Annotated in this window: 22 protein-coding genes and 1 pseudogene; 9 read left to right on the top strand and 14 right to left on the bottom strand. The window is 54.8% G+C overall.

Annotated elements, in window-relative coordinates; all coding sequences use genetic code 11:
* Positions 1 to 53: 53 nt before the first annotated feature.
* A complete protein-coding gene (locus tag IQ254_RS13885) occupies positions 54 to 1,547 on the top strand; it encodes a DEAD/DEAH box helicase family protein (protein WP_193966751.1) in 1,494 nt (497 codons plus the stop codon).
* Between the two features lie 489 nt (positions 1,548 to 2,036).
* Here IQ254_RS13885 and IQ254_RS33665 read toward each other — a convergent pair.
* The 5 genes and pseudogenes from IQ254_RS33665 to IQ254_RS13910 all read right to left on the bottom strand — a co-directional run.
* Positions 2,037 to 2,084: pseudogene (locus tag IQ254_RS33665) on the bottom strand (hypothetical protein); the annotation flags it as partial.
* 704 nt (positions 2,085 to 2,788) lie between these two features.
* The gene (secG, locus tag IQ254_RS13895; protein WP_193966752.1) at positions 2,789 to 3,043 is read right to left on the bottom strand and encodes a preprotein translocase subunit SecG; all 255 of its coding nucleotides are present in this window, start codon (positions 3,041 to 3,043) and stop codon (positions 2,789 to 2,791) included.
* Positions 3,044 to 3,187: 144 nt separating this feature from the next.
* Positions 3,188 to 4,786 (bottom strand): 2,3-bisphosphoglycerate-independent phosphoglycerate mutase, encoded by a 1,599-nt coding sequence (gene gpmI / locus IQ254_RS13900; RefSeq protein WP_193966753.1) that lies wholly within the window; start codon positions 4,784 to 4,786, stop codon positions 3,188 to 3,190.
* Between the two features lie 282 nt (positions 4,787 to 5,068).
* A complete protein-coding gene (locus IQ254_RS13905; protein ID WP_193966754.1) occupies positions 5,069 to 6,775 on the bottom strand; it encodes an ABC-F family ATP-binding cassette domain-containing protein in 1,707 nt (568 codons plus the stop codon).
* Positions 6,776 to 6,927: 152 nt separating this feature from the next.
* Entirely contained in the window at positions 6,928 to 7,335 is a 408-nt protein-coding gene (locus IQ254_RS13910) for a hypothetical protein (RefSeq protein ID WP_193966755.1), read from the bottom strand.
* Positions 7,336 to 7,633: 298 nt separating this feature from the next.
* Between IQ254_RS13910 and hisIE the strand changes: the two genes are divergently transcribed.
* The gene (gene hisIE, locus IQ254_RS13915) at positions 7,634 to 8,284 is read left to right on the top strand and encodes a bifunctional phosphoribosyl-AMP cyclohydrolase/phosphoribosyl-ATP diphosphatase HisIE (protein ID WP_193966756.1); all 651 of its coding nucleotides are present in this window, start codon (positions 7,634 to 7,636) and stop codon (positions 8,282 to 8,284) included.
* Between the two features lie 48 nt (positions 8,285 to 8,332).
* Here hisIE and rsmG read toward each other — a convergent pair whose 3' ends face one another.
* Together rsmG and IQ254_RS13925 are read right to left on the bottom strand one after the other, a co-directional pair.
* Complete coding sequence (rsmG, locus tag IQ254_RS13920) at positions 8,333 to 9,070, bottom strand: 16S rRNA (guanine(527)-N(7))-methyltransferase RsmG (RefSeq protein WP_193966757.1); 738 nt, start codon at positions 9,068 to 9,070, stop codon at positions 8,333 to 8,335.
* Positions 9,071 to 9,080: 10 nt separating this feature from the next.
* On the bottom strand, positions 9,081 to 9,737 hold the full coding sequence (locus IQ254_RS13925) for an ABC transporter ATP-binding protein (RefSeq protein WP_193966758.1): 657 nt from the start codon (positions 9,735 to 9,737) through the stop codon (positions 9,081 to 9,083).
* Between the two features lie 280 nt (positions 9,738 to 10,017).
* On the opposite strand from IQ254_RS13925, the gene IQ254_RS13930 reads away from it, so the two are divergent.
* Positions 10,018 to 10,953: a Sll0314/Alr1548 family TPR repeat-containing protein gene (locus tag IQ254_RS13930; protein ID WP_228040670.1), complete on the top strand. Its 936-nt coding sequence runs from the start codon at positions 10,018 to 10,020 to the stop codon at positions 10,951 to 10,953.
* Positions 10,954 to 11,011: 58 nt separating this feature from the next.
* Positions 11,012 to 11,464 carry a DUF3531 family protein gene (locus tag IQ254_RS13935; RefSeq protein WP_193966759.1) on the top strand — a complete coding sequence of 151 codons (453 nt, stop codon included), beginning with the start codon at positions 11,012 to 11,014 and terminating at the stop codon, positions 11,462 to 11,464.
* A 2-nt stretch (positions 11,465 to 11,466) separates the two neighbouring features.
* On the opposite strand, the gene IQ254_RS13940 is transcribed toward IQ254_RS13935, so the two are convergent.
* Positions 11,467 to 12,462, bottom strand: a complete 996-nt coding sequence (locus IQ254_RS13940; RefSeq protein ID WP_193966760.1) for a ribose-phosphate pyrophosphokinase — start codon at positions 12,460 to 12,462, stop codon at positions 11,467 to 11,469.
* Between the two features lie 239 nt (positions 12,463 to 12,701).
* Positions 12,702 to 13,019 carry a DUF3067 family protein gene (locus IQ254_RS13945; protein WP_193966777.1) on the bottom strand — a complete coding sequence of 106 codons (318 nt, stop codon included), beginning with the start codon at positions 13,017 to 13,019 and terminating at the stop codon, positions 12,702 to 12,704.
* A gap of 467 nt (positions 13,020 to 13,486) precedes the next feature.
* Here IQ254_RS13945 and petC point away from each other — a divergent pair, with 467 nt between their 5' ends.
* The 4 genes from petC (at position 13,487) to IQ254_RS13965 (ending at position 18,385) form a co-directional block, all read left to right on the top strand.
* A complete protein-coding gene (petC, locus tag IQ254_RS13950; protein ID WP_193966761.1) occupies positions 13,487 to 14,029 on the top strand; it encodes a cytochrome b6-f complex iron-sulfur subunit in 543 nt (180 codons plus the stop codon).
* Positions 14,030 to 14,090: 61 nt separating this feature from the next.
* Complete coding sequence (gene petA, locus IQ254_RS13955; RefSeq protein ID WP_193966762.1) at positions 14,091 to 15,056, top strand: cytochrome f; 966 nt, start codon at positions 14,091 to 14,093, stop codon at positions 15,054 to 15,056.
* Positions 15,057 to 15,306: 250 nt separating this feature from the next.
* Positions 15,307 to 17,097, top strand: coding sequence for a translational GTPase TypA (gene typA, locus IQ254_RS13960; RefSeq protein WP_193966763.1), 1,791 nt, complete (start codon positions 15,307 to 15,309; stop codon positions 17,095 to 17,097).
* 154 nt (positions 17,098 to 17,251) lie between these two features.
* On the top strand, positions 17,252 to 18,385 hold the full coding sequence (locus IQ254_RS13965; RefSeq protein WP_193966764.1) for a DUF58 domain-containing protein: 1,134 nt from the start codon (positions 17,252 to 17,254) through the stop codon (positions 18,383 to 18,385).
* Positions 18,386 to 18,530: 145 nt separating this feature from the next.
* On the opposite strand, the gene gatB is transcribed toward IQ254_RS13965, so the two are convergent.
* The 3 genes from gatB to IQ254_RS13980 form a co-directional block, all read right to left on the bottom strand.
* Positions 18,531 to 20,018 carry an Asp-tRNA(Asn)/Glu-tRNA(Gln) amidotransferase subunit GatB gene (gatB, locus tag IQ254_RS13970; protein WP_193966765.1) on the bottom strand — a complete coding sequence of 496 codons (1,488 nt, stop codon included), beginning with the start codon at positions 20,016 to 20,018 and terminating at the stop codon, positions 18,531 to 18,533.
* A gap of 201 nt (positions 20,019 to 20,219) precedes the next feature.
* Positions 20,220 to 21,107, bottom strand: a complete 888-nt coding sequence (locus tag IQ254_RS13975) for a 4-hydroxybenzoate solanesyltransferase (protein WP_193966766.1) — start codon at positions 21,105 to 21,107, stop codon at positions 20,220 to 20,222.
* 45 nt (positions 21,108 to 21,152) lie between these two features.
* Positions 21,153 to 22,145 (bottom strand): RsmB/NOP family class I SAM-dependent RNA methyltransferase, encoded by a 993-nt coding sequence (locus tag IQ254_RS13980; RefSeq protein WP_193966767.1) that lies wholly within the window; start codon positions 22,143 to 22,145, stop codon positions 21,153 to 21,155.
* An 894-nt stretch (positions 22,146 to 23,039) separates the two neighbouring features.
* Between IQ254_RS13980 and IQ254_RS13985 the strand changes: the two genes are divergently transcribed.
* Positions 23,040 to 24,023, top strand: a complete 984-nt coding sequence (locus IQ254_RS13985; RefSeq protein ID WP_313887452.1) for a putative 2-dehydropantoate 2-reductase — start codon at positions 23,040 to 23,042, stop codon at positions 24,021 to 24,023.
* Between the two features lie 210 nt (positions 24,024 to 24,233).
* Here the strand turns inward: IQ254_RS13985 and psb29 are convergent, their stop codons facing one another.
* Both psb29 and IQ254_RS13995 read right to left on the bottom strand, forming a co-directional pair.
* Positions 24,234 to 24,986, bottom strand: a complete 753-nt coding sequence (gene psb29 / locus IQ254_RS13990; RefSeq protein WP_193966768.1) for a photosystem II biogenesis protein Psp29 — start codon at positions 24,984 to 24,986, stop codon at positions 24,234 to 24,236.
* An 81-nt stretch (positions 24,987 to 25,067) separates the two neighbouring features.
* Entirely contained in the window at positions 25,068 to 26,066 is a 999-nt protein-coding gene (locus IQ254_RS13995; protein ID WP_193966769.1) for a glycosyltransferase family 4 protein, read from the bottom strand.
* Positions 26,067 to 26,079: the final 13 nt, after the last annotated feature.

A 26,079-nucleotide genomic window follows, 5' to 3' on the forward strand; every position in this document is an offset into this window, starting at 1 on the left:
CCCTTCCCCTTAAGCCTGCCCCGCTACAATACATCCAGTCACCACCGACCACCATGGGGCGCATACCTACCCTCACCTACGATCGCGGCACCCTGATCCTGCATCCACCGCCCCGCGGCAAAAGCTGGGTAGATTTTGCCCACTGGGACGATCGCATTGAGAAATTTCGCATACCCGCCCAGCAGTATCGCCCTCTGGTAGAAAACCTGCGGGCTGAGCAGGTCAACTTCAACGATGAAGTCCAAACCTTCAGCGCCTTGGCCCTCGATCCCCAGCGCACCCTTGAGCCCTACCCCCACCAACAGCAGGCGCTCCAGGCTTGGATCGACCAAGGCCACAGCGGTGTCGTGATCCTCCCCACCGCCAGCGGCAAAACCTATCTGGCCCAGTTGGCCATGCAGGCCACACCGCGCCCGACGCTAATTACTGTGCCCACCCTGGACTTGATGCACCAGTGGTATGCCCACCTCAAAACAACCTTTCCCGATGCAGACGTCGGCTTACTGGGCGGGGGCTCAAAAGATCGTACCGCCATCCTAGTGGCGACCTACGACAGTGCCGCTATCCATGCCGAGGCCCTCGGCAACCAGTACGCGCTGTTGATCTGCGACGAGTGCCACCATTTGCCCAGCGATTTTAATCGGGTAATTGCCGAGTACTCCATTGCTCCCTACCGCCTGGGGCTCACCGCCACCCCCGATCGCACCGACGGTCGTCACGCTGACCTCACTCACCTGCTGGGGCCAGTGGTCTATCAAAGATCGGCAGCAGACCTGTCGGGAGACGCCCTGGCTCCTTTCCAGATCGTGCCGATTAAGGTCAAGCTGTCTCAATCTGAGCGCGATCGCTACGAACAGCTCATGGCCCAGCGCAACCGCTTCTTACAAGCAGCCAACATCTGGCTCAGCTCTGCCCAGGGATGGCAGCAGTTTGTGCGCGCCAGTGCCCAGTCTCAACCGGGACGACGAGCCATGTTGGCCCACCGAGAAGCGAAGGCGATCGCCCTGGGTACCGAGGGTAAGTTAAAGGTTTTAGCCGACCTACTAGGTCAGCACTACCCCGATCGCACCCTGATTTTCACCAACGACAACACCGCTGTCTATCAAATTTCTGAAACCTTCCTGATCCCCGCCATTACCCACCAAACCCCGGTCAAAGAGCGCCACGCCATTCTACAGAGATTTCGCAGCGGCGACTATCCCACCCTGGTCGTCAGCCATGTCTTAAACGAGGGGGTCGATGTGCCTGAGGCGCGAGTAGCCATTCTGCTATCGGGCAGCGGCTCTATTCGAGAGTACGTGCAGCGGCTAGGACGCATTCTGCGCAAAGGCAGCGGCAACAAACAGGCCATCCTCTACGAAGTGGTCTCCGAAGCCACCAGTGAAGAGGCAATCTCCAGCCGCCGTCACCGAGGCCTGCAATCTTCCCCAGAGCGGCCTCGCCAGCTAAATTTAATTCCCGTCAAGCCAGTTTACACGAGCGATCCCCCAGTGGTAGTCCCGCGCGCCGCCGAAGCGCCACCGTCCAACGACGAACTCCCCTACTAGGCCAGTTCATGTGATCCCAAAGAACTGGCCAGGTTTCTGCCCCAGAGAATGGCTCAAACGCTATCCTAGAGACAGGCTCAGGCACTGCCAGATTGAGGTGAGCGACGCCAGCACCTAGACGCTAACCGGCCTTGTTTCTAAGGCTTATAGCTGGGTTATTTTTCCCTAGGGTTTCTCCACAGCTCTACGATTAATACACTGATGTTTCCGCCTTCATTCCCTCGGGGCCGAGACGTAAGCCTAATCAGCACCATAGGTAGCCAGCGATTTACCGCTCTCCCGCACGATTTACGCCTCGGTAAGCGGCGTAAATCATCCCCATGGCCAAGCCTAACGCTCATAACCACTGAATTTTCTATCGCTTTCATGAGTCAACTGTTTGCCACAGCCCTGCTACTTTCCGTCAGTGCTGGTTCAGCGGGTCTGCTGACCCTATTCAATCAGCCGCCCTTACCCCAAACGCTCAAAACCATGACTATTGGCCAACCTCTAGTCAGTTTTGGTGCCATAGAGATTGGTGCCATAGAGATTGGTGCCATAGAGATTGGTGCCATAGAGAAAGGCCTATCTGGCTATCTGGCTCAAGCCGAAGCCTCGCCCACACCAGACCAGAGCACCCAGTCATTAGACGAGATTGAGACCGCCATTTGTGTCAACCTACCCGACTGGCAACGTCCCTCGGAAAGCGCTCAGGCCAAACAGTTAGAGTCTATGCCCCAGTATGCAGAGGCTCTTCAGAGTGATCCCCTCGCGGAAATGGCCAAAGCCTGGTGGAGCCATGACATTTTCTCGTTTACCACCTATGGTCTCAGTGCTCGGACTGAGCCGCTGTATTTCTCTGGTGTATGGACTGCCCTAGACCACATTTGGGACTGCTATGGCGACGACCAAGCCGAGCAAATCAATCAGGGTAACCTGGCAGAAATCTGGCTGCTAAATCATCAGTTTGTCGGGCTAGCATGGCGAGACGATCAGTACACCATCACAGTAGAACCGAGGGATCAAGGCTTGCAGCTGGTGCAATTTCGCCGGCAAGAAAACAGTCAAACCTTACCGCTGCAGATTGTGACGACGACTGGCCAAGAGCTCACCGTCATGTCGGGAGATTGGTGATAGCCGGACTCGATCAGGGCTGACCAGCTAAAACGCAACCCCTCCCATGCTTAAGCGTGGGAGGGGTTGAATGCATGGGGATCGAAAGCTCACAATATCCCCAGCGTGAATGCTTGAAGCCAAGCAGGTTAAAGAGCTGGAGGGGTCGCTGGTACATCCAACCAGCCCGCACTCAGCACCACCGTTAACCCCATAAACAGTACTGTCAGCGTCCAGGTAACACGATTTAGCGTGGTTTCTGCACTTTTGGTACTGGTAAACAGTTGGGCCTGCCCGCCCAGACCACCGAGTCCGTCGCCCTTGGGGCTGTGCAACAGCACTAGAGCCGTTAGGCCTACAGCCGCAACCATCCAGACAACTTTCAAAACTGTGGTAACTATCATCGTGTTCTCAGATTAACCTGCTCAAAGGAATGGGTGGAATAGCCTGATCTAGAATCCCGCTAGCCATTTAACCACGCCAAATTTAACTATACCCCACGGCCTAAATCCTTGCCGAGGTAACCGAGCCGAGCGCGGCGGTGCAGGCTAGATAGACAGCTTGACCGGTGTGCGATTGCGACGAATCTCGACATCAGCGGGGAGAAACATCGATCGACCGGTCATTTCTTGGGGTTGGGGCAGCCCCAGGATTTGTAAAATTGTCGGGGCAATGTCCGACAGGCGCCCATCTTCTCGCAGATTGACATCGCCACCGTAGGCCGGCACTTTGAGCCGCTCACCTTCCACCAAAATGAAGGGTACTGGGTTGGTGGTGTGGGCCGTCCAGGGTTTGTGGTTTTCGTCCCACATCAGCTCAGCATTGCCGTGATCGGCAATGATAATGGCTGTGCCTCCGGCTTTCCCGATACTGTCGATGAGATGACCTAGGTTTTTGTCTACGGCCTGCAGTGCCTCAATGGTGGCGTCCATCCGACCCGTGTGCCCTACCATATCGGGGTTAGCGTAGTTGATCACGACCAGAGAATAAATGCCTTTTTCAACGGCAGCTACGGCGGTGTCGGTGACGGCCTCAGCCGACATCGCTGGAGCCTTATCGTAGGTGGCCACCATGGGGCTAGAGACCAGCTCTCGATCTTCGCCTTCCAGGGGTTCCTCAAGCCCACCATTAAAAAAGTAGGTGACGTGGGCGTACTTCTCGGTTTCGGCGGTGCGAAACTGCTTCAACCCATGGTTTGCCACCACTTCGCCCAAAATATTACTCAGGTTTTGTGGCTGAAACGCCACTTTGACTGGCATTTCTGGATCGTACTGGGTCATGGTGACCAGGTTCAGTGGGGTGACGATCTCTCGTTCAAAGCCTTTAAAATTGGGGTCAACCAGGGCATGGGTGAGCTGTCGGGCTCGGTCAGGGCGAAAGTTGAAGAAAATGACGCCATCTTCGGGTGCGATCGCACCCGGGGCCAACCGCACAGGCTCCACAAACTCGTCGTTGATCGCCCGGTCGTAGGAGGCGAGCAGCGCCTCCATGGCCGTTTGACCACTGCCTTCGCCGGGGTCAGTCATAACCCGGTAGGCTTTCTCAACGCGATCCCAACGATTGTCGCGATCCATCGCGTAATAGCGACCGCTGAGCGTAACCAGCCGCCCCAGCCCCAGCTGATCTACGTAGTCCTGAATTTTCTGAACAGCTATTTTAGCTTCGGTGGGTTTAGTATCGCGACCATCGGTAATAACGTGAATGCAAACCTCGTCAATATCCTGGGCCTTAGCCATATCTAATAGCCCAAACAGATGAGAGAGGTGAGAATGCACCCCGCCCTCTGAACACAGGCCAATCAGATGCAGCTTGCTATTGCGGTAACGCACAGTCTGACAGACCTCTAGCAAAGCCTCGTTTTCTTGCAGGGTGCCATCTTCTACGGCATCGGAGATACGCACTAATTCTTGGGGCACAATCCGCCCGGCACCAATGTTCAAATGGCCAACCTCCGAATTCCCCATTTGACCATCGGGTAGCCCCACATCTTTGCCTGAGGTGCGAATCAGAGTATGGGGATAAGCAGCCCAAAGGCTGTCCATAACCGGAGTCTGGGCAGCCGCCACGGCATTGCCATCACCACTTTCCCGGTATCCCCAACCGTCTAGAATAATGAGCACCATCGGCGGGATTGACGTTTGACTCATAGATCAGAATCCTTGGGACTTGGGCTAACGTCTCGGCAATCATACCATCCAGAAATTTAGCCCCGATTCTGAGTCGGAGCAGTACTGGCATAAGCATTCAGCGACGTCTATAAAGACATTTGGTCAAAAAGCTAAGGCTAGGTTTTGAGGAAATGCCCCACAGCCGAAAGCAAGTGCCCTGAACTGCATGCCCAGTCTAAACCTGCTGCATCAGCACAGAACCGCGATAGGCCAATATTTGAAAAACACTTTTTATAAAAGGCATATTACTCTACATCTGCATCATTTTGTAGCGCTAGCTTTGCGCTTAGCCTGTTGTTGACGCTTAGCTTCGGCTTTAGCCTTTTTCTCGGCATCTAGGGCAGCCTGCTTAGCGGCGGCGGCTTCTTCAGCAATTTTGTCGAGGTAGTAGTGGTAGTCACCCCGGTATAACCGCAACTCGCCGTCGCGGATTTCTACAATTTTGGTCGCCACCCGCGAAATAAAGTAGCGATCGTGGGAAACCAACAGCACGGTGCCATCGTAGTGTTGCAGCGCTTCCTCCAACATTTCCTTGGCAGGAATATCTAGATGGTTGGTAGGCTCATCGAGCATCATCAGGTTAGCAGGGCGGAGCAGCATTTTAGCGAGGGCTAGTCGGGCCTTTTCACCACCGCTTAGAGCATTGACCTGCTTAAAGGCCATATCCCCCGTAAACAAAAACCGTCCCAGGAGGGTGCGCACCTCTTCGTTGGTCCAGTCGGGTACTTCGTCGTGAATCGTGTCGATGACGGTCTTGGCCAAGTCCAGGGCTTCGGCCTGATTTTGCTCAAAATAGCTGGGGATCACGTTGTGCTGGCCGATCTCGACCTGGCCATCGCTAGGGGTCTCTAGGCCGCTGATCAGACGTAGTAGGGTAGATTTGCCGGAGCCATTGTGGCCTAAAAACGCAATGCGATCGCCCCGTTCAATCAGCAGACTGGCCCCCAGAAACAAAATTTTGTCGTCATAGCTGTGGGTCAGATCGGCGATGGTAACCACCTCGCGCCCACTGCGGGGAGCAGGCGGAAAGCGAAAATGCAGCGTGCGCCCGCTGCCGGTAGGGGCTTCAATGCGCTCGACTTTATCCAGCTGCTTTTCGCGGCTTTTGGCCTGGGTACTGCGGGTAGCGCTGGCCCGAAAGCGATCCACAAAGGCTTGCTGTTTCGCGATTTCCTTTTGTTGCCGCTCGTAGGTGCTGAGCTGAGCCGTTAGGGCCTCTTCTTTTTGGGTCAGGTAGGCGGTGTAGTTGCCCAGGTAGGTGGTCGAGACGCCCCGCTCGGTTTCTACAATTTGCGTACACAGGCGATCGAGAAACTCGCGGTCGTGGGAAACAATCACCATGGGCGTGGTGAGCTTTTTCAGGTAAACCTCCAGCCACTCGATGGTGTCGAGGTCGAGATGGTTGGTCGGCTCGTCGAGCAGCAGCACATCGGGAGCCTGGAGCAAAATTTTGCCCAAGCCCATGCGCATTTGCCAGCCGCCGCTAAATTCGCTGACGTAGCGATCGCCGTCAACCGCCTCAAACCCCATCTCGGGCAAGATCTTCTCAATTTTCGACTCTAGCCCGTAGCCGCCTAGGGCTTCAAACCGCCGCTGCTGCTTATCCAGCTGATGAATCAACCGTTCCAGTTCGTCGGGGTCAGCCGCCTCCATTAAGGTAGGGATATGGTGCAGTTTAGACTGCACCTCGTTGGCTTCCTTAAATACGGTCCAAAATTCATCGCGCACGGTGTGGCTGGGATCAACCTCAAACTCCTGCGAAAGATAGGCGATCTTGAGATCGGCAGGGCGAATAATGTTGCCGGTGGTGGGTTCGAGGTTGCCCGTAATAATTTTGAGCTGAGTCGATTTGCCGGCCCCGTTGACCCCCACCAGGCCAATGCGATCGCCCGGCTTCACCTCCCAGTTGACATCCTTGAGAACCTCCCCGGTGGGGTAAATCTTGCTGATGTGCTCTAAACGCAGCATGGGCAGGCTCCAAAGCGGGGTGTAAACGAATCTTTACCAAAGGTAACGAAAAAAGGGGCCAGGTTGTCTACCCTAGCCCCTGAGATTTAAGTCGTTTCTGCCTGCAAGTGTTAGCTGGTAACCAGACTCAGCGCAGCTGGCCTGCAGCCAAACTACTTCTTGATATCCTTCGCCATCTGCCGAAACATATCTAGGTTGGTGTCTACCTTGCGACGCTCAAAGCGAGGCTCTGATTTGGCCACCGGTTGAGAAAAGGTTTCGGCTGGAGCGGTCTTTTGCTTGGGAAGACCATTTTCTTGGAGCTTTTTGGCTTCTAGCGCAGATACTTGCCGAATACTCTCTTTCTCTCCCGATTCACCGGCTTTTTTGGCGTAGGTACGACGAACAGTCTTGGATGAACGCATGTAATCGATATCGCCGTAGCTTTTAGCATCATCGGGATCGAGATAGAAAGCGCCGCCAGCTCGCTCAATGGTAGGTTCTTGACGGGCGGGGCGGTCGGCTTCCCCAGGGTTTTTAGCTTTCTTGCCACCCAACAACCCGCGAATAAATCCAGTCATGAAACTCTCCTGCGTCTGTGATAGAAAATCGAGTAGTGCTAAGCTCCCAGGCACAGCGCCCTGAAGAGGGCCGAGAGCCACATTAGACTTAGCTAACGGTTTATTAACTACTATGTTAACTTTTGTTGGGAGAAAAGTAGGGGTTAAATTGGTCTAATTAACATTTTGCCTGGGGTTTGCTGTTTATGAGAGCGGTCTATGCCATGTCCTGCCGCGCTGATCGCTGAGTTAGCCATCAGACCAGGCAGGGGGTGAGAAAATACTAGAGTGGGTAAAACTATTTCACTTGTCCGCCGCTATGGTTACTTCCCCATCCTCGTCGCTTGCCCAAGCCGTGCCCGTCGATCGCATTTGCTACAACGATCAGGGGCTGGTGCCGGCCATCGTGCAAGACCACCTCGACGGCACCGTGCTGATGATGGCCTGGATGAACGCGGCAGCGTTGCAAAAGACCCTGAGCACTGGGGAGACCTGGTTTTGGAGTCGATCGCGCCAGGAGTTTTGGCACAAGGGAGCAACCTCGGGCCATATCCAGCGGGTCAAGGCTATGCGCTACGACTGCGACAGCGATGCGTTGCTGGTAACGGTCGATCAACTGGGTGACATCGCCTGCCATACTGGCGAGCGCAGCTGCTTTCACCAGATCGAAGGGGCAAAAATAGCCCCGCCCGCCGATACGCTATCGCAGGTGTACGGGGTGATCTGCGATCGCAGAGATCATCCCCACCCCGACTCTTACACCTGCCAGCTGCTGGCAGGGGGCGACAACAAAATTCTCAAGAAAATTGGCGAAGAGGCCGCTGAGGTGGTGATGGCCTGCAAAGATGACCATGCCGACGCGATCGCCGGCGAAGCCGCCGACTTGATGTACCACACTCTGGTTGCCCTGGCCCACCACGGCGTGGATATCAAGGACGTCTATCGCAAGCTCCAGGAAAGGCGGCGGTGAGGTGGCGGGTGAGTGGTATTGAGCGACCCACTTACCCGCCTACTTTCCTCACGCCAGTGGCGTCTTCGCCGGCATCCCCGGCAGGCGAGGGAACTTGTCGGGCGTGCGCTCTACTTTAGAGAGAATTACATTGTGGCGAATGCCTTGACTTAAGGGCGTTTTTTGCGATCGCACCGCTAGCAGCTGACCGCCCAGGCGCGGCAGAATCGTTGCCAGGCTGGCCTCTTCTGCCGTCGTCCACTGGCCGCGATAGAGAATGGCCTGGCCGCCGAGCTGAAGCAGCGGCAGCGCATACTCGGCACAGGTATTCGCCGACCCCACCGCCCGCAGCAAGGCCAAATCGTAGGCTTCGCGGTGCCGAGGCTGGTGGGCAACCTGCTCCGCCCGCTGGGGCAAGTAGCTGATATTGGCCATGCCTAGGGTTGCGCAGACCGTTTCTAGGGCAACGAGTTTTTTGCGAGTGGCATCCATCAGCGCGATCGCCCAGTGAGGAAACACCAGCGCCACCGGCAGCCCCGGAAACCCTCCCCCAGTGCCAATATCGACCACCTGGCGCGGGGGAGCACCGAGTTCTGCCTCTACCAGCCAGGGGGCCACACCCTGCAGCGAGTCCCACAGGTGCTTCTCCCAAAAGTCTTCAGGAGAGGTAATCCGGGTGAGGTTAACCTGCTGATTGGCCGTCAAAATCGCTTCGTATAGCTGCTGAAACTGCCCCAGTTGCACATCCGTGGGCTGCCAGCCCAGGGTGCTCTGCCAGCGATCGCGATCGGTGAGTAACATATTCATAGATCTTGGCTCACCCAGCTGCCGTCGATAGTGCACTTTGAGGTACAGGGCTGAGCCTGCCGTGGTCGAGCTGCCAACAGCGATCGGCTAGATGAGCCAGTTCATCTCCATCGTGGGAGACCACTAGTAAGGTCCAATTTTGTTTCAGCTGCTTGAGCAACGCAATAATCTGCCGACGCATCGACCAGTCTAACCCGGCCGTAGGCTCATCTAGCAGCAGCAGATAGGGTTTACGAATCAGCTGTACCGCCAGGGCCAAACGCCGCTGCTGACCTCCACTGAGAGAGTGAGGTGCCGCCTGGAGAGACAGCTGCTCTAACCCAACAGCCCGTAGAGCCTGCTCGATTTGAGCTCGACCGAGTTCTGGGTGACCAAGACGCAACTCTTCTAAAATACTATGGCCGCAAAAATGCCGTTCGGGAAACTGAAACACCAGCCCAGCCAGCTGTCGTAGCGACTCTGGATCTAAGTCTTGCTGCCGCCACTGAATAGTCCCACCCGTGGGCTGGGCAAACCCCGCCATAATCTCCAGCAGAGTACTCTTGCCTGAGCCACTGGGGCCATAGATCAGCCCCAATTGCTGAGGTGCCAACTCCAGCGAGATATCTTGTAGAATAGCCCTCGGGCTCGCAGGCGGATGGTAGTTAAGCTGGCGAAGATAAAGCATGCCACCTCAAAATTAAACAGTAGACTTGTTCGCAAGAGCTATGGCCAGTCAAACCTCTATCCAGTGTGCCCTACAGATCAACTCTTGGCATATTTGGAGGCCAATCGCTAAGGGCTAGGCCAATGTAGCTTCTGTAACATTGCTGCTGCAACCCCTCCTCACATTCGCCACAATAGAGCCATTAATCCGCCGCAGGGTTGAGTAGATCGGCATTTACCCCTTAACCAAACAAATTAAGGTAATTTCGTTGCACATTCGAGGTCGTAACAGGTAACTCACTATGGTTTTACAGGTTCGGCGCACTCCAGTTCAGCTGGGGCTGCGCATCAAATCAATTATGGCGGGTGCCCTGGCTTCGGCTTGTCTGGAGTTATCGCCGATGGCCGCCCACGCAGGCGATCCGTTTCGGCCCACCAATCCCCACGACATTGGCGATAAAACCGAGGCCGTTTTTAATGCATTGTTTTACGAAGGCAATTATGCCGCTGCCGAATCTCTAGTGGGTGAGGCGATCGCCGCCGAGCCCCATGAACCGATGAATTATGCCATTGCTGCTGCCCTCGGCTATCTGAATCAAGACACCAATGAGCTGGCTCAACAGGCCGCCATGACCCAGCAGACTGCCGAGGCTCTCAAAGCCCAAGACCCACTCCGCGGCCACCTCTACAGTGCCGTTGGCATTTTTATGGAAGGAGCCCATGCGATCCAAACCCAGGGTATTGCTCGGGGTACCCCTACAGCATTACGGATGCTACAGCGGGTTTTTAGAGAGCTAGACGCCGCCGAGGATATCGATGCCAACGATCCGGAACTCAGTTTGCTCAAGGGGTTTATGGATTTGCTCCTAGCCGTCAACCTGCCCTTTGCCAACCCTGACCAGGCAATCGGTCGGCTACAGAACGGTAACCCCGCCTTTTTATCTCACCGGGGCATTGCCATCGGTATGCGCGATCTCGGTCGTTACCCTGAGGCCCTCGTAGAAGTTGACAAAGCCCTTGCCGCTGCCCCTAATAATCCCGATCTGCTCTATCTCAAAGCCCAAATTCTCTTTCTGCAACAGAAGTATGACGATAGCCTGCCGTTTTACCAGTCGGCCCTAGCCTACGCCGATCAACTACCCACATCGACCGCACGGCAAATTACTTTTGAGGCCTGTCAAGCTGAGGGGGTGGATGGGGACGTATGCTATGAGCGATCGCTCACCACCTACCCCTAGATCACAAAACTTCGACTGTTTAAGCCCTATGCTGATTAATGCAGCATAGGGCTTAAACATGCAGGTCGAATTTCGCGAGTGCGACTTCTTTAACCTTTGGATCTGGCTGAAGTTTGAAACTATTCCCTCCAACACAGAGCAGCAGTACATTGACGAAGTCTTCTCATCATGGTTTTTTCTTGGCAAGCTAGGCGGCTTTAACGCCGAAAATCTTCAAGTCCAAGACACCGGTCTAGATATCAACTATCTGCCCTACGACCAAGATCAGCTCCTCAACAGCATGTTATCGGTCATGCACAATATGGGCGAAGTTCAGTATCAAGGTCTTTGGGCTCGCTGCTGGCTCGATTTAGGCACCAGCGACGCTCTGGCGATTGATGTCTTAATCAATACGTTGGAGCAATTCAGTCGTGAATATGTGGCGATCGAAGCCTGTTACATCGGTGGCGAAAACCCTGACTGGCCGATTCCAGGCAGCGGTCAGCCCGAGTTTGTCGATGAAGACGCCTAACCCTAGCGAAACATGCTGCTAACTGAGCTTTCTTCGTGAATTCGCCAGATTGCTTCACCGAGCAGGTTTGCCATCGACAGCACCGTAAGCTGCTCAAACTGGCGGGCGGCCGTCATCGGAATGGTATTGGTAACAATGACTTCCTCAAACAGCCCTGCCGATAGCCGCTCTACCGCCGGGGGGGAGAACACCGAATGAGTGGCACAGGCATAAACCTGCCGTGCTCCCTCCTGCTTGAGCAAGCGGGCGCCCTCACAAATCGTGCCGGCAGTGTCGATCATGTCATCGACCAGCACAGCGGTTTTACCCCGCACATCGCCCACGACATTCATCACTTCAGCTACGTTATGGGCTTGACGACGTTTATCAATAATGGCTAGGGGGGCATCGTCAAGCTTCTTGGCAAAGGCGCGAGCCCGAGCTACACCGCCAACGTCAGGAGAGACAACTACCAAGTCTTCTAGGTTCTTACTGGCGATGTAGTTGATTAGCACTGGTGTGCCGTAGACATGATCGCAAGGAATATCGAAATACCCCTGAATTTGAGCGGAGTGCAAATCTATGGCTAGAACCCGACTGGCACCCGCTTTGGCCATGAGATTCGCCACCAGTTTAGCCGTAATCGACTCCCGCCCAGCGGTCTTGCGATCGGCCCGAGCATAGCCATAGTAAGGAATCACAGCTGTAATTTGGCGGGCCGAGGCGCGCCGACAGGCATCAATCATGATCAGCAGCTCCATCAGGTGATCATTCACCGGATAGCAGGTCGGCTGAATTAAGTAGACATCGCAGCCACGAATCGACTCTTGGATTTGGATGTAGACTTCGCCATCGGCAAAGCGCTTGCGCACCATTGGGCCTAAATCAAGTCCCAGGTAGCGGGCCACCTCCCTCGCCAAATCCACGTTAGCTGAGCCAGAAAATAGCTTGAGGCGACTGTTTTCCCCAAAGCTGGGCAGCAGCGATGTTTGAAGCGGCGCGGTGGCAGAACGAATCACAGCTTTCCTCTGAGCGGTTTTACCGAGAAAATCGTAACACTCTCAACCCAAAAGCTTTTGAGTATTTGTTCCTATCGTGAAGAGTTCAAATGAAAAAATACATTTGCTGTGGCTCTCCTTAACATCCCCTCACAAAGGGCAAACGTCACACCAAAACTCTAGAGATTTCTAAGCCGGATCAACTATTACACCAATGAGATAGCTAACATCCCTGAAATTTGCCAACTATCTTTTTCATCCTAAACCTCGTCAGTTAGCCACTCTAGGGCTCGAGCCCCGAGGGGCAGCGGTATGCTGACGGCTTTCCCGAGGCGAGGGCGATCGCGGGTGGCATCAATCCACCGTCGCACATAGTCGCCCTGCCCCCATTCATTGAGGTAGAGCGCCACCCGATCGAGATGCGCCAGATATTCGTCTTCGCTTAAGGGAAACGACACCTGCTCTAGATAGCGCCACATGATTTGAAGAAAGATTTTGCCTTGGGTACGTCGAAACTGAATGTCAAACGAAAATCCCCACTTATCCAGCAACCAGCACTGCAAATCTGCCCCGGTCATTTGATTTGCCTCTGCCATCACCGCCACCGCCCATATACATTTCTTTACGATACGCCCTATCGTAAAAGCCTGCCTCATTCAGCAGTTTAGACCTCAAAAATAAGCAAAATAATCCAAAAACTAGACCAAAAATGAAATTTAAACCATTTTGAAGGCCATTTAAATCGCCTAGGCTTACCTAGCTCTGCATTAGGCTGATTTCTGGCTAACTGTATCTATCAAGGCTGCGATCGCATCGCGCCGTTAATCTCTGGTCGCGATTAGCTACGAACAGCGAGGTGCAATAATACGATTGGTAAAGCTGGAAGGCGTGGTCAGCGGTGTCGAGACTGCTCCAATCGTTGCCCCACAAGGGGTTTGCCAGGTCGATGTCACAGGTGGTTTAGATCACCGTTGTTGGCCTGGGGCCGGCTAACGCCATCACAATAAGTTGTTATTCGTTTGAAACAGGTATACCAGTCTGGATTATGACTCAAGCTTCTGGAACCTCCGATGTCCCTGATTTGGGACGCCGCCAATTTATGAATCTGCTCACCCTGGGGGCCGCCACTGGTGCCGTTGGGGGCATGCTCTATCCGATCGTGAAATACTTTGTCCCACCCTCAAGCGGCAGTGGCGGCGGCGGGGTAACGGCTAAGAATGAGCTCGGCAACGATGTCGTTGCCAGTCAGTTTGTAGCTGCCCACAAACCTGGCGATCGCGTTTTGGTGCAAGGCCTCAAGGGTGATCCCACCTACCTGGTAGTCCAGGAAAGTGGCTCGCTTGAAAGCTATGGCATCAACTCGATTTGCACCCACCTGGGCTGTGTGGTGCCCTGGAATTCCAGCGAGAACAAATTCATGTGTCCTTGCCATGGTTCTCAGTACGATGCCGCCGGCAAAGTAGTGCGTGGCCCTGCGCCCCTGTCGTTGGCCTTGGCCCATGCTGATGTGACTGAAGATGACAAAGTTTCTCTCACCAATTGGACTGAAACTGACTTCCGTACCGGCGAATCTCCCTGGTGGGCCTAGGCATCATTTGCGCTACGGCAACCCGCAATCACACACCCCAGTTGACATGACCCTTGAACGCATGAACAGACTCATTTCCCTGATTACCCGCCTGCGCCCTTTTGCCATTGTTAGTGCCACAATTTTGACACTGCTGACAGGCTGGCTGGCGGTTCCCCAAACTGCCGAAGCATATCCCTTCTGGGCCCAAGAAAATTATGAGACGCCGCGTGAAGCCACCGGCCGGATCGTGTGTGCAAACTGTCACCTAGCGGCCAAGCCGACTAAGGTCGAAGTCCCCCAGGCCGTTTTGCCTGACTCAGTCTTCAAGCTAAAGGTTGAGATCCCCTACGATCTAGACACCCAGCAGGTACTCGGCGACGGCAGCAAGGGTGGTCTTAATGTCGGTGCTGTGGTAGTTCTGCCTGAAGGATTCAAGATCGCTCCCCCCGATCGCATCTCCGAGGAGCTGCAGGAAGAAGTGGGGAACACCTACTTCCTGCCCTACAGCGATACCCAAGAAAATATCGTGCTGGTTGGCCCCCTACCTGGTGAGCAGTACCAAGAGATTATTTTCCCGGTGCTGGCTCCCGACCCTGGCCAAGACAAGTCAGTTTCCTTTGGCAAATACCAAATTCATGTTGGGGGTAACCGAGGGCGTGGCCAGGTATATCCCACGGGCCAGGCAAGCAACAACACCGCCTATAACGCTACCGCTAGCGGCGTTGTCACTGGAATTGAGCCCCAGGCTGCCGGTGGTTATTTGGTCACTATCCAGTCTGACGCTGGCGATGACGTGGTTGACACGATTCCCGCTGGCCCTGAACTGCTAGTCGCTGAAGGCGATGCCGTAGAAGCTGGCAAGCCCCTGACCTCTAATCCTAACGTCGGTGGTTTTGGTCAAATGGACACCGAAATCGTGCTCCAGAGCCCAAATCGAATCAAGGGTTTGGTCGCCTTCTTAGCCGCCGTCATGCTGACCCAAATCATGCTGGTACTCAAGAAGAAGCAGGTCGAGAAGGTGCAAGCGGCTGGCTTGACTTTCTAGGTGTTGCTAGGGCATCACATCCTTAACTCAACGATTTGTAGCACGTCAAGACTGCTCAAAGGGGCGCTTACTAGCGTCCCTTTTGTTGTGGGTTTAGATTTAGCTGTCGCTACATTCGTTAGAGGTCTGTCAGTTGAGCTACAATTGTTAAGTATTTTTGCATATTCGGAACTTGTCTTGAGCCTCCTAACGTTTGGCGCTCGGGGATAGTTTCGTCGCCCGTTTATTGTCGCCCAGGTTTTACCCAGTTATGACGATTCCTATCCGCAACGTCGCCATTATTGCCCACGTTGACCATGGCAAAACCACTCTGGTAGATGCCCTGCTAAAGCAGTCTGGTATTTTTCGTGAGGGGGAAGACGTTCCTGACTGCGTGATGGACTCCAACGACCTGGAGCGCGAGCGAGGCATCACCATCTTGTCTAAGAACACCGCCGTTCACTATCAAGATACGCTCATCAACATTATCGACACCCCTGGTCACGCCGACTTTGGCGGTGAGGTTGAGCGAGTGCTGGGTATGGTAGATGGCTGCATTTTGATTGTGGATGCTAACGAAGGCCCGATGCCCCAGACTCGATTTGTGCTAAAAAAGGCTCTGGAAAAAGGCCTGCGCCCCATTGTGGTGGTGAATAAGATTGACCGCCCCCAGGCCGAACCCCATGGAGCCGTCGATAAAGTACTCGACTTATTTATCGAACTGGGGGCAGACGACGATCAGTGCGAATTTCCCTACCTCTTTGCGTCGGGCTTGTCGGGCTATGCCAAGTCCCAGCTCGAAGACGAGGGCGTAGACATGCAGCCCCTATTTGAGTCGATTCTTGACCATGTGCCGCCGCCGGTGGGCGATATTGAGAAGCCCCTGCAAATTCAGGTAACTACCCTCGATTATTCTGAGTATCTGGGTCGTATCATCATCGGCAAAATTCACAACGGCGTCATCAATGCCGGGCAGCAGGCGGCTCTCGTCAAGGAAGATGGCAGTCTAGTGAAGTCTAAGATTTCTAAACTGCTGGGCTTTGATGGCCTCCAGCGCATCGAGATTGAGCAAGCCTCAGCGGGCAACATTGTGGCGGTAGCGGGTTTTGCCGATGCCAATATCGGCGAGACCATCACCTGCCCCACCAATCCCCAGGCGTTGCCGTTGATCAAGGTTGATGAGCCGACTCTGCAGATGACCTTTGTGGTGAATGACTCGCCGTTTGCAGGTCAAGAAGGCACCTTTGTGACCTCGCGACAGCTGCGCGATCGCCTCATGCGAGAGCTGGAAACCAATGTAGCGCTGCGGGTTGAGCCCACCGATTCGCCTGACCGATTCTCGGTCTCAGGCCGAGGTGAGCTGCACCTCGGCATTTTGATCGAAACCATGCGCCGAGAGGGCTATGAGTTTCAGGTGTCGCAGCCTCAGGTAATTTATCGTGAGGTCAACGGTCAGCCCTGTGAACCCTATGAATTGTTGGTGCTCGATGTACCCGAAGATGGAGTGGGCGGCTGCATGGAGCGCCTTGGTCAACGCCGTGGTGAACTCCAAGACATGCGCATCATGGGAGACGGGCGCGCTACCCTCGAATTTGTGATCCCGGCTCGCGGCCTGATTGGTTTTCGGGGTGAGTTCATGCGTCTTACCCGGGGAGCAGGCATTATGAACCATAGCTTCCACGACTATCGAGCGCTGTGTGGCGACATTGAGGCTCGCCGTAACGGTGTCCTGATCGCCTTTGAGGAAGGTGTGGCGACCTTCTATTCGCTCAAGAATGCCGAAGACCGGGGGGTGTTCTTCATTAACCCTGGCACCAAGGTCTACAAGGGCATGATTGTTGGGGAACACAACCGTAACCAGGATCTCGACCTTAATGTCTGCAAGACCAAGCAACTGACGAACCATCGTGCCGCTGGCGGCGATGAGCTTGTGCAACTACAGACCCCGATCGACATGAGCCTAGAGCGAGCCCTAGAGTACATCGGCCCCAATGAACTGGTGGAAGTCACTCCAGAATCGATTCGCCTGCGGAAAATGTCTAAGAAGCTTGTTAAGCGGTAATATTGCTGGCTGAGGAAACCTAAAAGCGCCGATCTCTTGCTTGTGATCAAGCAAGCTTGCAGATTGGGCGCTTTTGTCGTTGATGCAGGCAGGCTCAAGGGTCTGGGTATGCTGAGGCAGAGTTGCTCGCGCACTACGGTAGAGGGAAACAAGTTTGAAACGGTTTACGCAGTGGTTGGAGCGTCGCTGGGTTAACCCAGCCTATGGGGGTTGGTTGCTGTTAGGCTTAGCCGTATTTTTCTTCGCGGCCGCGACCAATACTCTGGCGGGTTGGCTCTACGTCATGAGCGGCGTCATGCTAGCGCTGCTGACGGTAGCGGCGCTACTGCCGCCTCGCAACCTGAAGGGTTTAGTCGTCACGCGATCGCCCCTTCAGCCCGTTACAGCCGAAATTCCCCTTGCCGTTGAGCTGCACATTCGTAACTCGCAACGGCAAGCTAAGGGACTGTTTCAAGTGATTGATGCTTTGCCCCCTGATCTGGGGTCATTGCAGATGGCAGCGGTGGGCCATCTAGCGCCTGGTCAAACCTATACCTGGCGCTACCAGGTGCAGACTACTCGCCGGGGTATTTATCCCTGGCAGGCGGTCGATCTACGCACCGCTGCACCCTTGGGATTGTTCTGGTGTCGACGCTCTATCGCCCTGGCCACAGTGGCTGTGGTGTATCCGCAGGTGCTGCCCCTAAAGCGTTGCCCGCTACTAGATACAGTGGGCGCTCGCCAAGGGCAGCACTGGCGCCATAATCCCCAGGCTAAGACTGATACCCAGGGGGTGACGCGATCGCTGCGGCCCTACCGCTGGGGCGACCCCACCCGGCTCATACACTGGCGTACTAGCGCCCGCTACGGTGAACTGCGGGTTCGTGAGCTAGAAACCACGACAGCCAGCCGTGAGATCATGGTTGCCCTCAATACGTCGGCTCGCTGGGACAGCGATAGTTTTGAGCAGGCAGTCATCGCCGCCGCGTCGCTTTATACCTATGCCCTCAAACAGGGGTTTGCGGCCACTCTGTGGCTACCCCAAGAAGAGCTGCTACGGGAAACAAGCCAGGTCATGTACGCTCTGGCGGCGGTCAATCCTGCCGCAACCAGCGATCGCACGGCTATCCCACCCCAGGTGGCCACAATTTTGCTCACAACGGCAGGTGCTCAGACAGTCGCGCTGCCAGAGGGCAGTCGCCAAATCCTGTGGGGCAGCGGCGCTACCACCAGAGATACTACGTTAGCTACCCTGGCTATTGATTCAAACCAGGCTCTAGAGGCTCAGCTTCAGAGCAACCTCACCTAGACAGACTGCACCTCGCCTAGACAAAAAAAAGGAGAGCGCAAACCGCTCTCCCTACCATCAGGGTGCATCTACGTACCATGTTAACTCAAGAAAAGCACGAGGGGTAAGACCCCTTATTGAATTTTTTCAATGTATCTAATTGATATCATGCATTTAGCTTCTTACTTAGAAGTTGATTGCTCAGTTTTGGATCCACGCGGCCATTGCTACGCTTCATGAGCTGACCCACGAAAAAGCCCTGTAGCTTTTTCTTGCCGCCTCGATAGGCGTCTAGTTCGTTGGGGTTGGCCGCTAACACCTCGTCAATCATAGCTTCGATCTGGGCGGGGTCAGAAATTTGGCTAAGGCCCCGTGCTTCAACCATGGCTTTAGGTGAACCGCCCTGGGTGAGCAGCTCAGGCAGTAAATCTTTGCCAATTTTGTTGCTGATAGTGCCAGTCTCAATCAACTGCACTAGCTCAGCTAACGCAGCCGGAGTCAGAGGCAAGCTGTCGATCGAGAGTTTTTCGGTATTGAGATAGGCGGCAATATCTTGGGTAATCCAGTTAGAGACTAGCTTGGGGTCAGCCCCAGTGGCTACAGCAGCTTCAAAGTATTCAGTAATCGCCTGTTCGTCGCATAGAACCCGAGCATCGTAGGGAGAAAGGCCGAATTCTGCTTCATAGCGGGTACGCTTTTGGGCTGGCAATTCTGGCAGCTCGGCGAGCCACCCAGCTTTTTGCTCGACCGACACCACAATCGGAGGCAAGTCGGGTTCTGGGAAGTAGCGATAGTCACTAGAGCCCTCTTTGATGCGCATACTTTTGGTGCGTTGGCTACTCTCATCCCAAAGCCGAGTCTCTTGAACGATCGCTTCTCCGGCTTCATTGGCCTTAATTTGCCGTTCAATTTCGTAATCGATCGCCTTTTGAATGGCACTGAAGGAGTTCATATTTTTGATCTCCACTTTGGTGCCAAATTCATCTTGGCCCACCGGACGCACCGAGATGTTGACATCACAGCGGAGAGAGCCCTCCTGCATGTTGCCGTCGCTGACTCCTAAATAACGCACGATGCGCCGCAGCTCCTGGGCATATTCCGCGGCCTCCTGACCACTGCGGAGGTCGGGTTCGGAGACAATCTCAATCAGAGGTACCCCAGCTCGGTTGTAGTCCACGAGCGAGTAGGTAGAGCCAGAGAGGCGATCGCTGCCTGCGTGCACCAACTTACCCGCGTCTTCTTCCATGTGCATGCGAGTGATACCAATGCGCTTGCGGGTAGACGACTTAGTCTTTTTATCAATCAGCTCAATCTCAAGCCAGCCGTGCTCGGCAATGGGCAAATCGTACTGAGAGATCTGGTAGTTTTTGGGCAGATCGGGATAAAAATACTGCTTGCGATCAAATTTGGAGTAGGGAGCGATTTGACAGTTCAGCGCTAGACCAGCCTTAACGGCGTACTCTAACACCCGCTGGTTCAGGACTGGCAGCACCCCCGGCATGCCTAGCACAATCGGGTCGATATAGGTATTGGGATCGGCCCCAAAGGCCGTGGAGGCAGGGGAAAAAATCTTGGTTTCGGTGCACAACTGGCAATGGGTTTCGAGCCCAATAATGGCTTCGTACTGGGTCTTGGCCGGGGCCGCAGTGGTCATAAACTGCTCCAACAAGCAATCACGTCAATTGTGAATATTGTAGCCCTGGGGGGATCGAGATGGCGGGAGTTAGCGGTGAAGCAGTGCGGCAGGCTCCTGAATTGAGGCTGAGGTAGATCGGCCATCGCATGCACAGGACGTTGGGCTCATTCATCAGCTCTATCAAAGCAGACCCCGTGACTAGGATGAAGAACGCATGCTCTAGAGCCAGGCTCCCAAGGCGATGCCCACCAAAATTACAAAGCCTAGGGACACATTCTGCCTAAAAATATGCCCGCAGAGTTTTGGCGATGGGTGGTAACGGCTGAGCCGATAGGATTGCCGCGACCATACAATCATGGCCACAGCCAAACCTAGCCAGTAAGGCAGCGCCAGCAGCGCTAATAGCCCCAGCCAAACCAGCAAGAGCCAGGTGCCTAAGAAGCAAAATCCAACGAATTGAGAGGTATAGTCGCCAAAGAAAAGCGCAGCAGAGTTGACGCCCAGGCGACGGTCATCATCGCGATCGGGTATGGCATAGACCGTATCAAACCCCAAGGTCCACAGCACCACAGCCAGCCACAGCACCCATACTGGCAAGTCTAGGGTTCCGGTCACCGCCGCCCAGGGAATCAGCACGGCAAAGCCCCAGGCCAACGACAACACCAGCTGCGGCACCGGAAAGACTCGTTTAGCCAACGGGTAAAACAAAATAAAGGGGACTGCTAGCACACATAGCCAGAAGCTGAGGCCATTGAGATATAGCGACAGGCCATAGGCACAGAATAGTGACACTATCAGCACGCCAATACCCACCTGCACCGAAAGAGCACGCGCTGCCAAGGGGCGATTGCGGGTACGGGCTACGTGGGGATCGATATCGCGATCCCACAGGTCATTGACGACACAGCCAGCGGCACTCGTCGCCAGGGTACCGAGAATAATCACCCCCACCAGGGCCAGCGGTGGTCGTCCCTCGGCAGCGAGTACCACAGACCAGAGGGCTGGAATCATCAAAATGAGCCTGCCGGCTGGTTTATCCCAGCGCAGCAGACGCATGATCGCCGCCAGGGTAGAAGTAGGTTGGGGACGGGTAGAAGGACTCGCCATAGCGTCCGGGGATCACTGGGTAGATACAGTCTTCAGCATAGCGGGCTAGAGGTAGACCAAACATGAGTCAGGCGAGCGTTCAGGCCGGGGAGCATAGATCGCCATTGCCTGCGAGGCTAAGGAACCGAGGTCGAGGGGCTCTGCCCGATCGCCCTGATGGTGAAAGAGAACCGTAAACCCCCCTGCCCCCTGGCCAGATTGGGGCCAAAGCCGATAGCAAGGCATCTCAGTCAAGGGAGAAGCAAAATCGCTCAGGGCAGGTACGGCGATCGCCTTAAACTGGGGAAATTTTTTCAGCAGCCACTGGGCTACCTGCTCGTTTTCTTCGGGAGAGAAGGTACAGGTCATGTAGGCCAAGTAGCCGCCTCCGGCGACGGTCTGGGCGGCACTGGCCAGAATTCGTTTTTGGCGACTGGCATTTTTTTTGATATTGACGGGGTGAAAACACCCCAGGGCCTGATCGCCTTTGGCCAACAATGACTGCCCGCTACAGGGGGCATCGACCACTGTAACGGCGACTTGGGAGGCAATCTGCTGGGCCAACACCTGGGGGTCAAGGTTAAAAACCAGGGCCTCGGTCAGGCCGCAGCGCTTGAGATTGGCGATCAAAATTTTGACGCGTTTACGGATCGCTTCGTTGACCCAAAGGTGGGTTGGGCTGAGCGCCCTCCAGGCCAAAAAACTTTTACCCCCCGGGGCAGCGCAGAGGTCGAGCACCGCCGCAACGGGGGTTGGAATAGCGCTAAACACGGCGGCGGCGAATACCGAGGCCAGATCTAGACAGTAATAGGCCCCGGCCTGATGCAGGGGATGCTGTCCGGGGCGTTGATCTGGCACCAGGCGATCGACCCAAACCGGCTGCCAGGGCAGTGGCGGTGCGATGGCAAAGGGCAGGTTGGCCGGACGAGGCTGCATCCACACAACGGCATTGGTGCAGGGCTGCGGTTGGGTGAGCGCGGCGACAAAGGCATCGCGATCGCAGGCTTCAGCAAACAGCCGCCGACTCAATTTCAGCAGGAGGTTAGAGGGTTCACCCATAGAGCAGGATTATGCCACAGCCGTGGCTCACGATAACGATGCCGCCAAAGAGACCTCCAAGGTTTCTGAACAGCGATGGCACCAATTAATACATTCCCCAGCCAAGACTCTACAGAGAACCACTTACTCTGGCAACATCTCAACGATCTGTAAAGCTTGCCGAGGTTAAAAGCAAGCATTATTTAAATTCGATCGAATCAGTCAAAAGAGATATTAATATCGTTTAAAGCGATCCCTAATATGTTTACGACTAATGAAGCAAATTGGATTAATCATTCACAAAATTGTGACCGTACCTAAAGAGAATATGAAGAAAATATAAAGCTGATTCATCTGATTTATATGCCTAAGGTCATATGGGTCAGGTATTTGGGCCTTAAAGTCGAGCGCCTCCCATATTTTCCAAGAGTAACAATAGGGAAGTTAGATGCCGCTTTAGGAAACCACTATGAAATCAGTGCAGTGCCAGATATCATCTTGCAGCCGCTGCCGTTTTTATAATCCAGAGGGTCGTCGAGGAGGGCAGTGTAGTCAATTGGGAGTGCCCGTAGGGAGCAGTTGGAAACCCTGTTCTTTGGCGATGGCCATATTTAGCGCTCCTCGAGTAGTCAGGCAGCCGCTGAGCCTATTGCCCCAGCCTATGGAACAAAGCTTGTCTGAGGTTTTTCTAAAGGCTGCGCTACTCGAGGCTGCGCTAGAGGCCCCGTCGGCGCCAGGGTCCGAAGGCGAGCACCGGTCTCCTCAAGCTGCTCCTGCTCGCATTATGCGCTAACGTAGCTCTAGTCTTGCCCTAGAAGCCGAAGGGTTAACGTTAAAGTTTTGACCAGTGACGCAATATCGTCGAGTGGCTGATTTTTACGAAGAACCTAGATTCGCCGTGACTGCGATCGCAAGGTGGCAGTAGTGGCGGGGTTGCGCTACGCCGTGATTGGCACTGGTGCCATCGGTGGCTACTATGGGGCTTGCCTACAGCGGGGCGGAGCAAATGTGCATTTTTTGCTCCGCAGCGACTACGACCAGGTTGCCCAGTACGGGCTGGCCGTAGAGTCAAACGCTGGAAGTTTTACCCTACCCCAGGTGCAGGCCCATCGCAGCACCGCGACTATGCCGACGGTAGATGTTGTCGTCATTGGGCTCAAGACCACCCAAAACAACCTGCTGCCCACACTGCTGGAGCCGCTGCTGGGTGCAGATACAGCCGTTCTAACCCTCCAAAATGGATTTGGCATTGAGGATGAATTGGCGCAGTGGGTGGGCGATCGCCCAATTTTGGGCGGGCTGTGTTTTATTTGCGCTAACAAGGTTGATCCCGGCGTCATTCGCCATCTGGATTACGGCAACCTACTGCTAGGGGAGTATGCTGCAAATCATCAGCCAGCCAAAGCTTCACCTCTGTTGCAGGCGATCGTTCAAGATTTGCGGGCAGCACAGATAGACGTCGAGGTCACAGAGGATCTGCGACTTGCTCGCTGGCGTAAATTGGTCTGGAATATTCCGTTTAACGGTCTGTCGGTGGTGATGGACGCCACCACCGACACCATGATGAGCGACCCTAATATCCGTCAACTGGCGGAGCAGCTGATGGCCGAAGTCCTAACAGCAGCACAGTGCGATGGCGAAACCATATCGCCTGGGCAGAAACGCCACCTGCCTGCGAATTTAATCGCTCACATGATGACCCACACAGAGCAGATGTCGCCCTACCGCACCAGCATGAAAATTGACTTTGATGGAGGACGCCCCTTGGAAGTGGAGGCAATTTTGGGCAACTCGTTGCGCGCGGCCCAAAAAGCCGGAGCAGCTGTGCCCAAAATTGAGATGCTCTATCACCAGCTGAAGGCCATCGATCGCCGCCAACAGCACCGCACTGAGGGCTGAGATCTAAGTGAGAGTAGCCTAGTGCTTTGTCAAACTAAAGAATTGGGGATCTTGTAGATTGGGTGGAACGAAGTGAAACCCAACAGCCGTAAGCTTTGTTGGGTTCCGCTAGCGCTTCACCCAACCTACAGATTTAAGCTTGACAGACCACTAGGCCGGCTTTGGTTACGGATGGATCTCATGCACAGCTAGAACAACCACCCGTTGACGTTAATCAGTCGGGCCATCGGAGTCACTCGCAGCCACGTCGGCTGCGACGGGCTCTGTGATCGCTTCAGCCTCGGCTTCGGCCGCTTTTTGGCGCTCTTCACGCTTTTTGCGATCGGCGACCAGCATGTCTTTCATGACCTCTTGAGCCTGGGCAAACTTCTCCAGGTTGCTGCGATAGAGTTCGATGTCTTTTTGCAGCTTATCGATAGACATATTGAGCTTTTCACCCAGCTCTTTGAATAGTGTCTCCACCCCTTCTTTATCTTTGAGCCCATCGGCAGGGGCTACGGCTTCTACCAGGGTATAGAGCCCGATGCCAAAGGGGCGGCTGTACTTAAATTTGTCTTTGCCAGCCACCGCCGCCAGCGTACTTCTGAGGCCCTCACCCCCGTCGCTGAGGTTGTCGAACTGACCTTTAAGGTCGTCTAAGGACATGCCGTTGACCGCAGCCTTGATCGCTTCGGCATCACCCCGATACTGCTCGGGGGTACTGCCAATGGAACGGCATAGGGCATTGAAGATCGTGGCCCGATCGCTCTCTGGCTGGTAACCCACCATAAAACGGTCAAAGGTGGTCACTATACCCAGGGCATAGATAGAGTCGTAGACGAAGTCGACGTTAACAGAGAGCAGGTGCATCTCTACCATGAGTTCGTCTACTACGCGCCGGTAGATGGAGTTGATCGGTCGAGTGTGGTGAGCGTAAAAGTCGCGCTTGGCGTCAGATACCGTGCGTACGGGTGCGTTGTTCACAGCCTAAGGTCAGAGAGTACAGTTTCTCCTATTGTCTCGCGTGACTGTGTCTTTGCCAAGCAGACCATCTCGCTCTGGGGATCAACGCCCTTTGAGTTTTCTGCCCATCTTGGCGGCGGTATGGCGAACCCAGAGCCGGGCTAGGCGGGGGTTCGTGAGGTCAGCGATGGTGGCCTGGTGCTTTGCTCGGTGGTCAAAGAAGTGGTTGATTTCGCTCAAAATCACCTGGAGCCGGGGTATCAGAGCCTCGGCACGATAGGGGGCCAGATCGGCGGCGGTCATACCCAGCGGGGTTGAGGTTTGGAGGGCGGCGAGAATGCGATCGCAGTCATAGGCCGTCGAGTAAACCCCAATTTTGTAGCAGTTAACGCCGGGGTCTAAATAGTCAGCCAGTGCCCCATTGACACTGCTAAACACCTGGCAGCCACAGGCCATCGCCTCCATGGGCGGCAGCCCAAAGCCCTCGCTAGCCTGGCTCAGCGCCCAGTACTCGGCTGAATCATAGAGATATAGGCGACTGCGGTTAAACAGGTCTGGCAAATTATCCACAAACCCCTCGATGCGCACCAGGTTGCAGCGGGTTGCGAGGGCGGGCACCAGCTGCTGGAGCAGGTACGACGATGACTTGCGAGCCTGCACCAGCACGTCGATGTCGCGGGGCTGTTGTCGATTCGTAAAGTCGGGCGAAATCTCGTTGGGCAGATGAAAAATCAGCCCGTAGGGACGCTGCTGCCCCCAGTAGCCCATGGAGTTGCGGCTGACGGTGATAATCGGAATATCCCCCGGTAGCTTAAACCCATAGCCGCTGCTGTGGGCGTGGTACACCACTGGGTAGGGGCGCAGCCGTCGCACCAATCGGGGCACATGAAAGCCCCAGCTAACTACGAAAATGCTGTTGTCTAAGCCAGGCTGCTGGAGCAGATCATCCAAAAACAGCGTGTTGGGTTCACGCTGGTCGTAGGTGACGACCTCAGCCAAACAGACCTGCTGGGCTAGCTTTAGGGTTTTGAGCTCTGCAAATAAACCACCGCAGGCGTAGCGCTTGCCAGTACCCGGCACGAGAAAGTAGAGATGGCGCATGGGGATTACCGCA

The sequence above is a fragment of the Nodosilinea sp. LEGE 07088 genome (genome assembly GCF_015207395.1).
In the GTDB taxonomy this organism is placed as follows: domain Bacteria; phylum Cyanobacteriota; class Cyanobacteriia; order Phormidesmidales; family Phormidesmidaceae; genus Nodosilinea.

Coding starts and splice junctions, on each gene's coding strand:
- IQ254_RS13885 (WP_193966751.1), top strand. CDS start 54: ATGGGGCGCATACCTACCCTCACCTACGATCGCGGCACCCTGATCCTG.
- secG (WP_193966752.1), bottom strand. CDS start 3,043: ATGATAGTTACCACAGTTTTGAAAGTTGTCTGGATGGTTGCGGCTGTA.
- gpmI (WP_193966753.1), bottom strand. CDS start 4,786: ATGAGTCAAACGTCAATCCCGCCGATGGTGCTCATTATTCTAGACGGT.
- IQ254_RS13905 (WP_193966754.1), bottom strand. CDS start 6,775: ATGCTGCGTTTAGAGCACATCAGCAAGATTTACCCCACCGGGGAGGTT.
- IQ254_RS13910 (WP_193966755.1), bottom strand. CDS start 7,335: ATGACTGGATTTATTCGCGGGTTGTTGGGTGGCAAGAAAGCTAAAAAC.
- hisIE (WP_193966756.1), top strand. CDS start 7,634: ATGGTTACTTCCCCATCCTCGTCGCTTGCCCAAGCCGTGCCCGTCGAT.
- rsmG (WP_193966757.1), bottom strand. CDS start 9,070: ATGAATATGTTACTCACCGATCGCGATCGCTGGCAGAGCACCCTGGGC.
- IQ254_RS13925 (WP_193966758.1), bottom strand. CDS start 9,737: ATGCTTTATCTTCGCCAGCTTAACTACCATCCGCCTGCGAGCCCGAGG.
- IQ254_RS13930 (WP_228040670.1), top strand. CDS start 10,018: ATGGTTTTACAGGTTCGGCGCACTCCAGTTCAGCTGGGGCTGCGCATC.
- IQ254_RS13935 (WP_193966759.1), top strand. CDS start 11,012: ATGCAGGTCGAATTTCGCGAGTGCGACTTCTTTAACCTTTGGATCTGG.
- IQ254_RS13945 (WP_193966777.1), bottom strand. CDS start 13,019: ATGACCGGGGCAGATTTGCAGTGCTGGTTGCTGGATAAGTGGGGATTT.
- petC (WP_193966761.1), top strand. CDS start 13,487: ATGACTCAAGCTTCTGGAACCTCCGATGTCCCTGATTTGGGACGCCGC.
- petA (WP_193966762.1), top strand. CDS start 14,091: ATGAACAGACTCATTTCCCTGATTACCCGCCTGCGCCCTTTTGCCATT.
- typA (WP_193966763.1), top strand. CDS start 15,307: ATGACGATTCCTATCCGCAACGTCGCCATTATTGCCCACGTTGACCAT.
- gatB (WP_193966765.1), bottom strand. CDS start 20,018: ATGACCACTGCGGCCCCGGCCAAGACCCAGTACGAAGCCATTATTGGG.
- IQ254_RS13975 (WP_193966766.1), bottom strand. CDS start 21,107: ATGGCGAGTCCTTCTACCCGTCCCCAACCTACTTCTACCCTGGCGGCG.
- IQ254_RS13980 (WP_193966767.1), bottom strand. CDS start 22,145: ATGGGTGAACCCTCTAACCTCCTGCTGAAATTGAGTCGGCGGCTGTTT.
- IQ254_RS13995 (WP_193966769.1), bottom strand. CDS start 26,066: ATGCGCCATCTCTACTTTCTCGTGCCGGGTACTGGCAAGCGCTACGCC.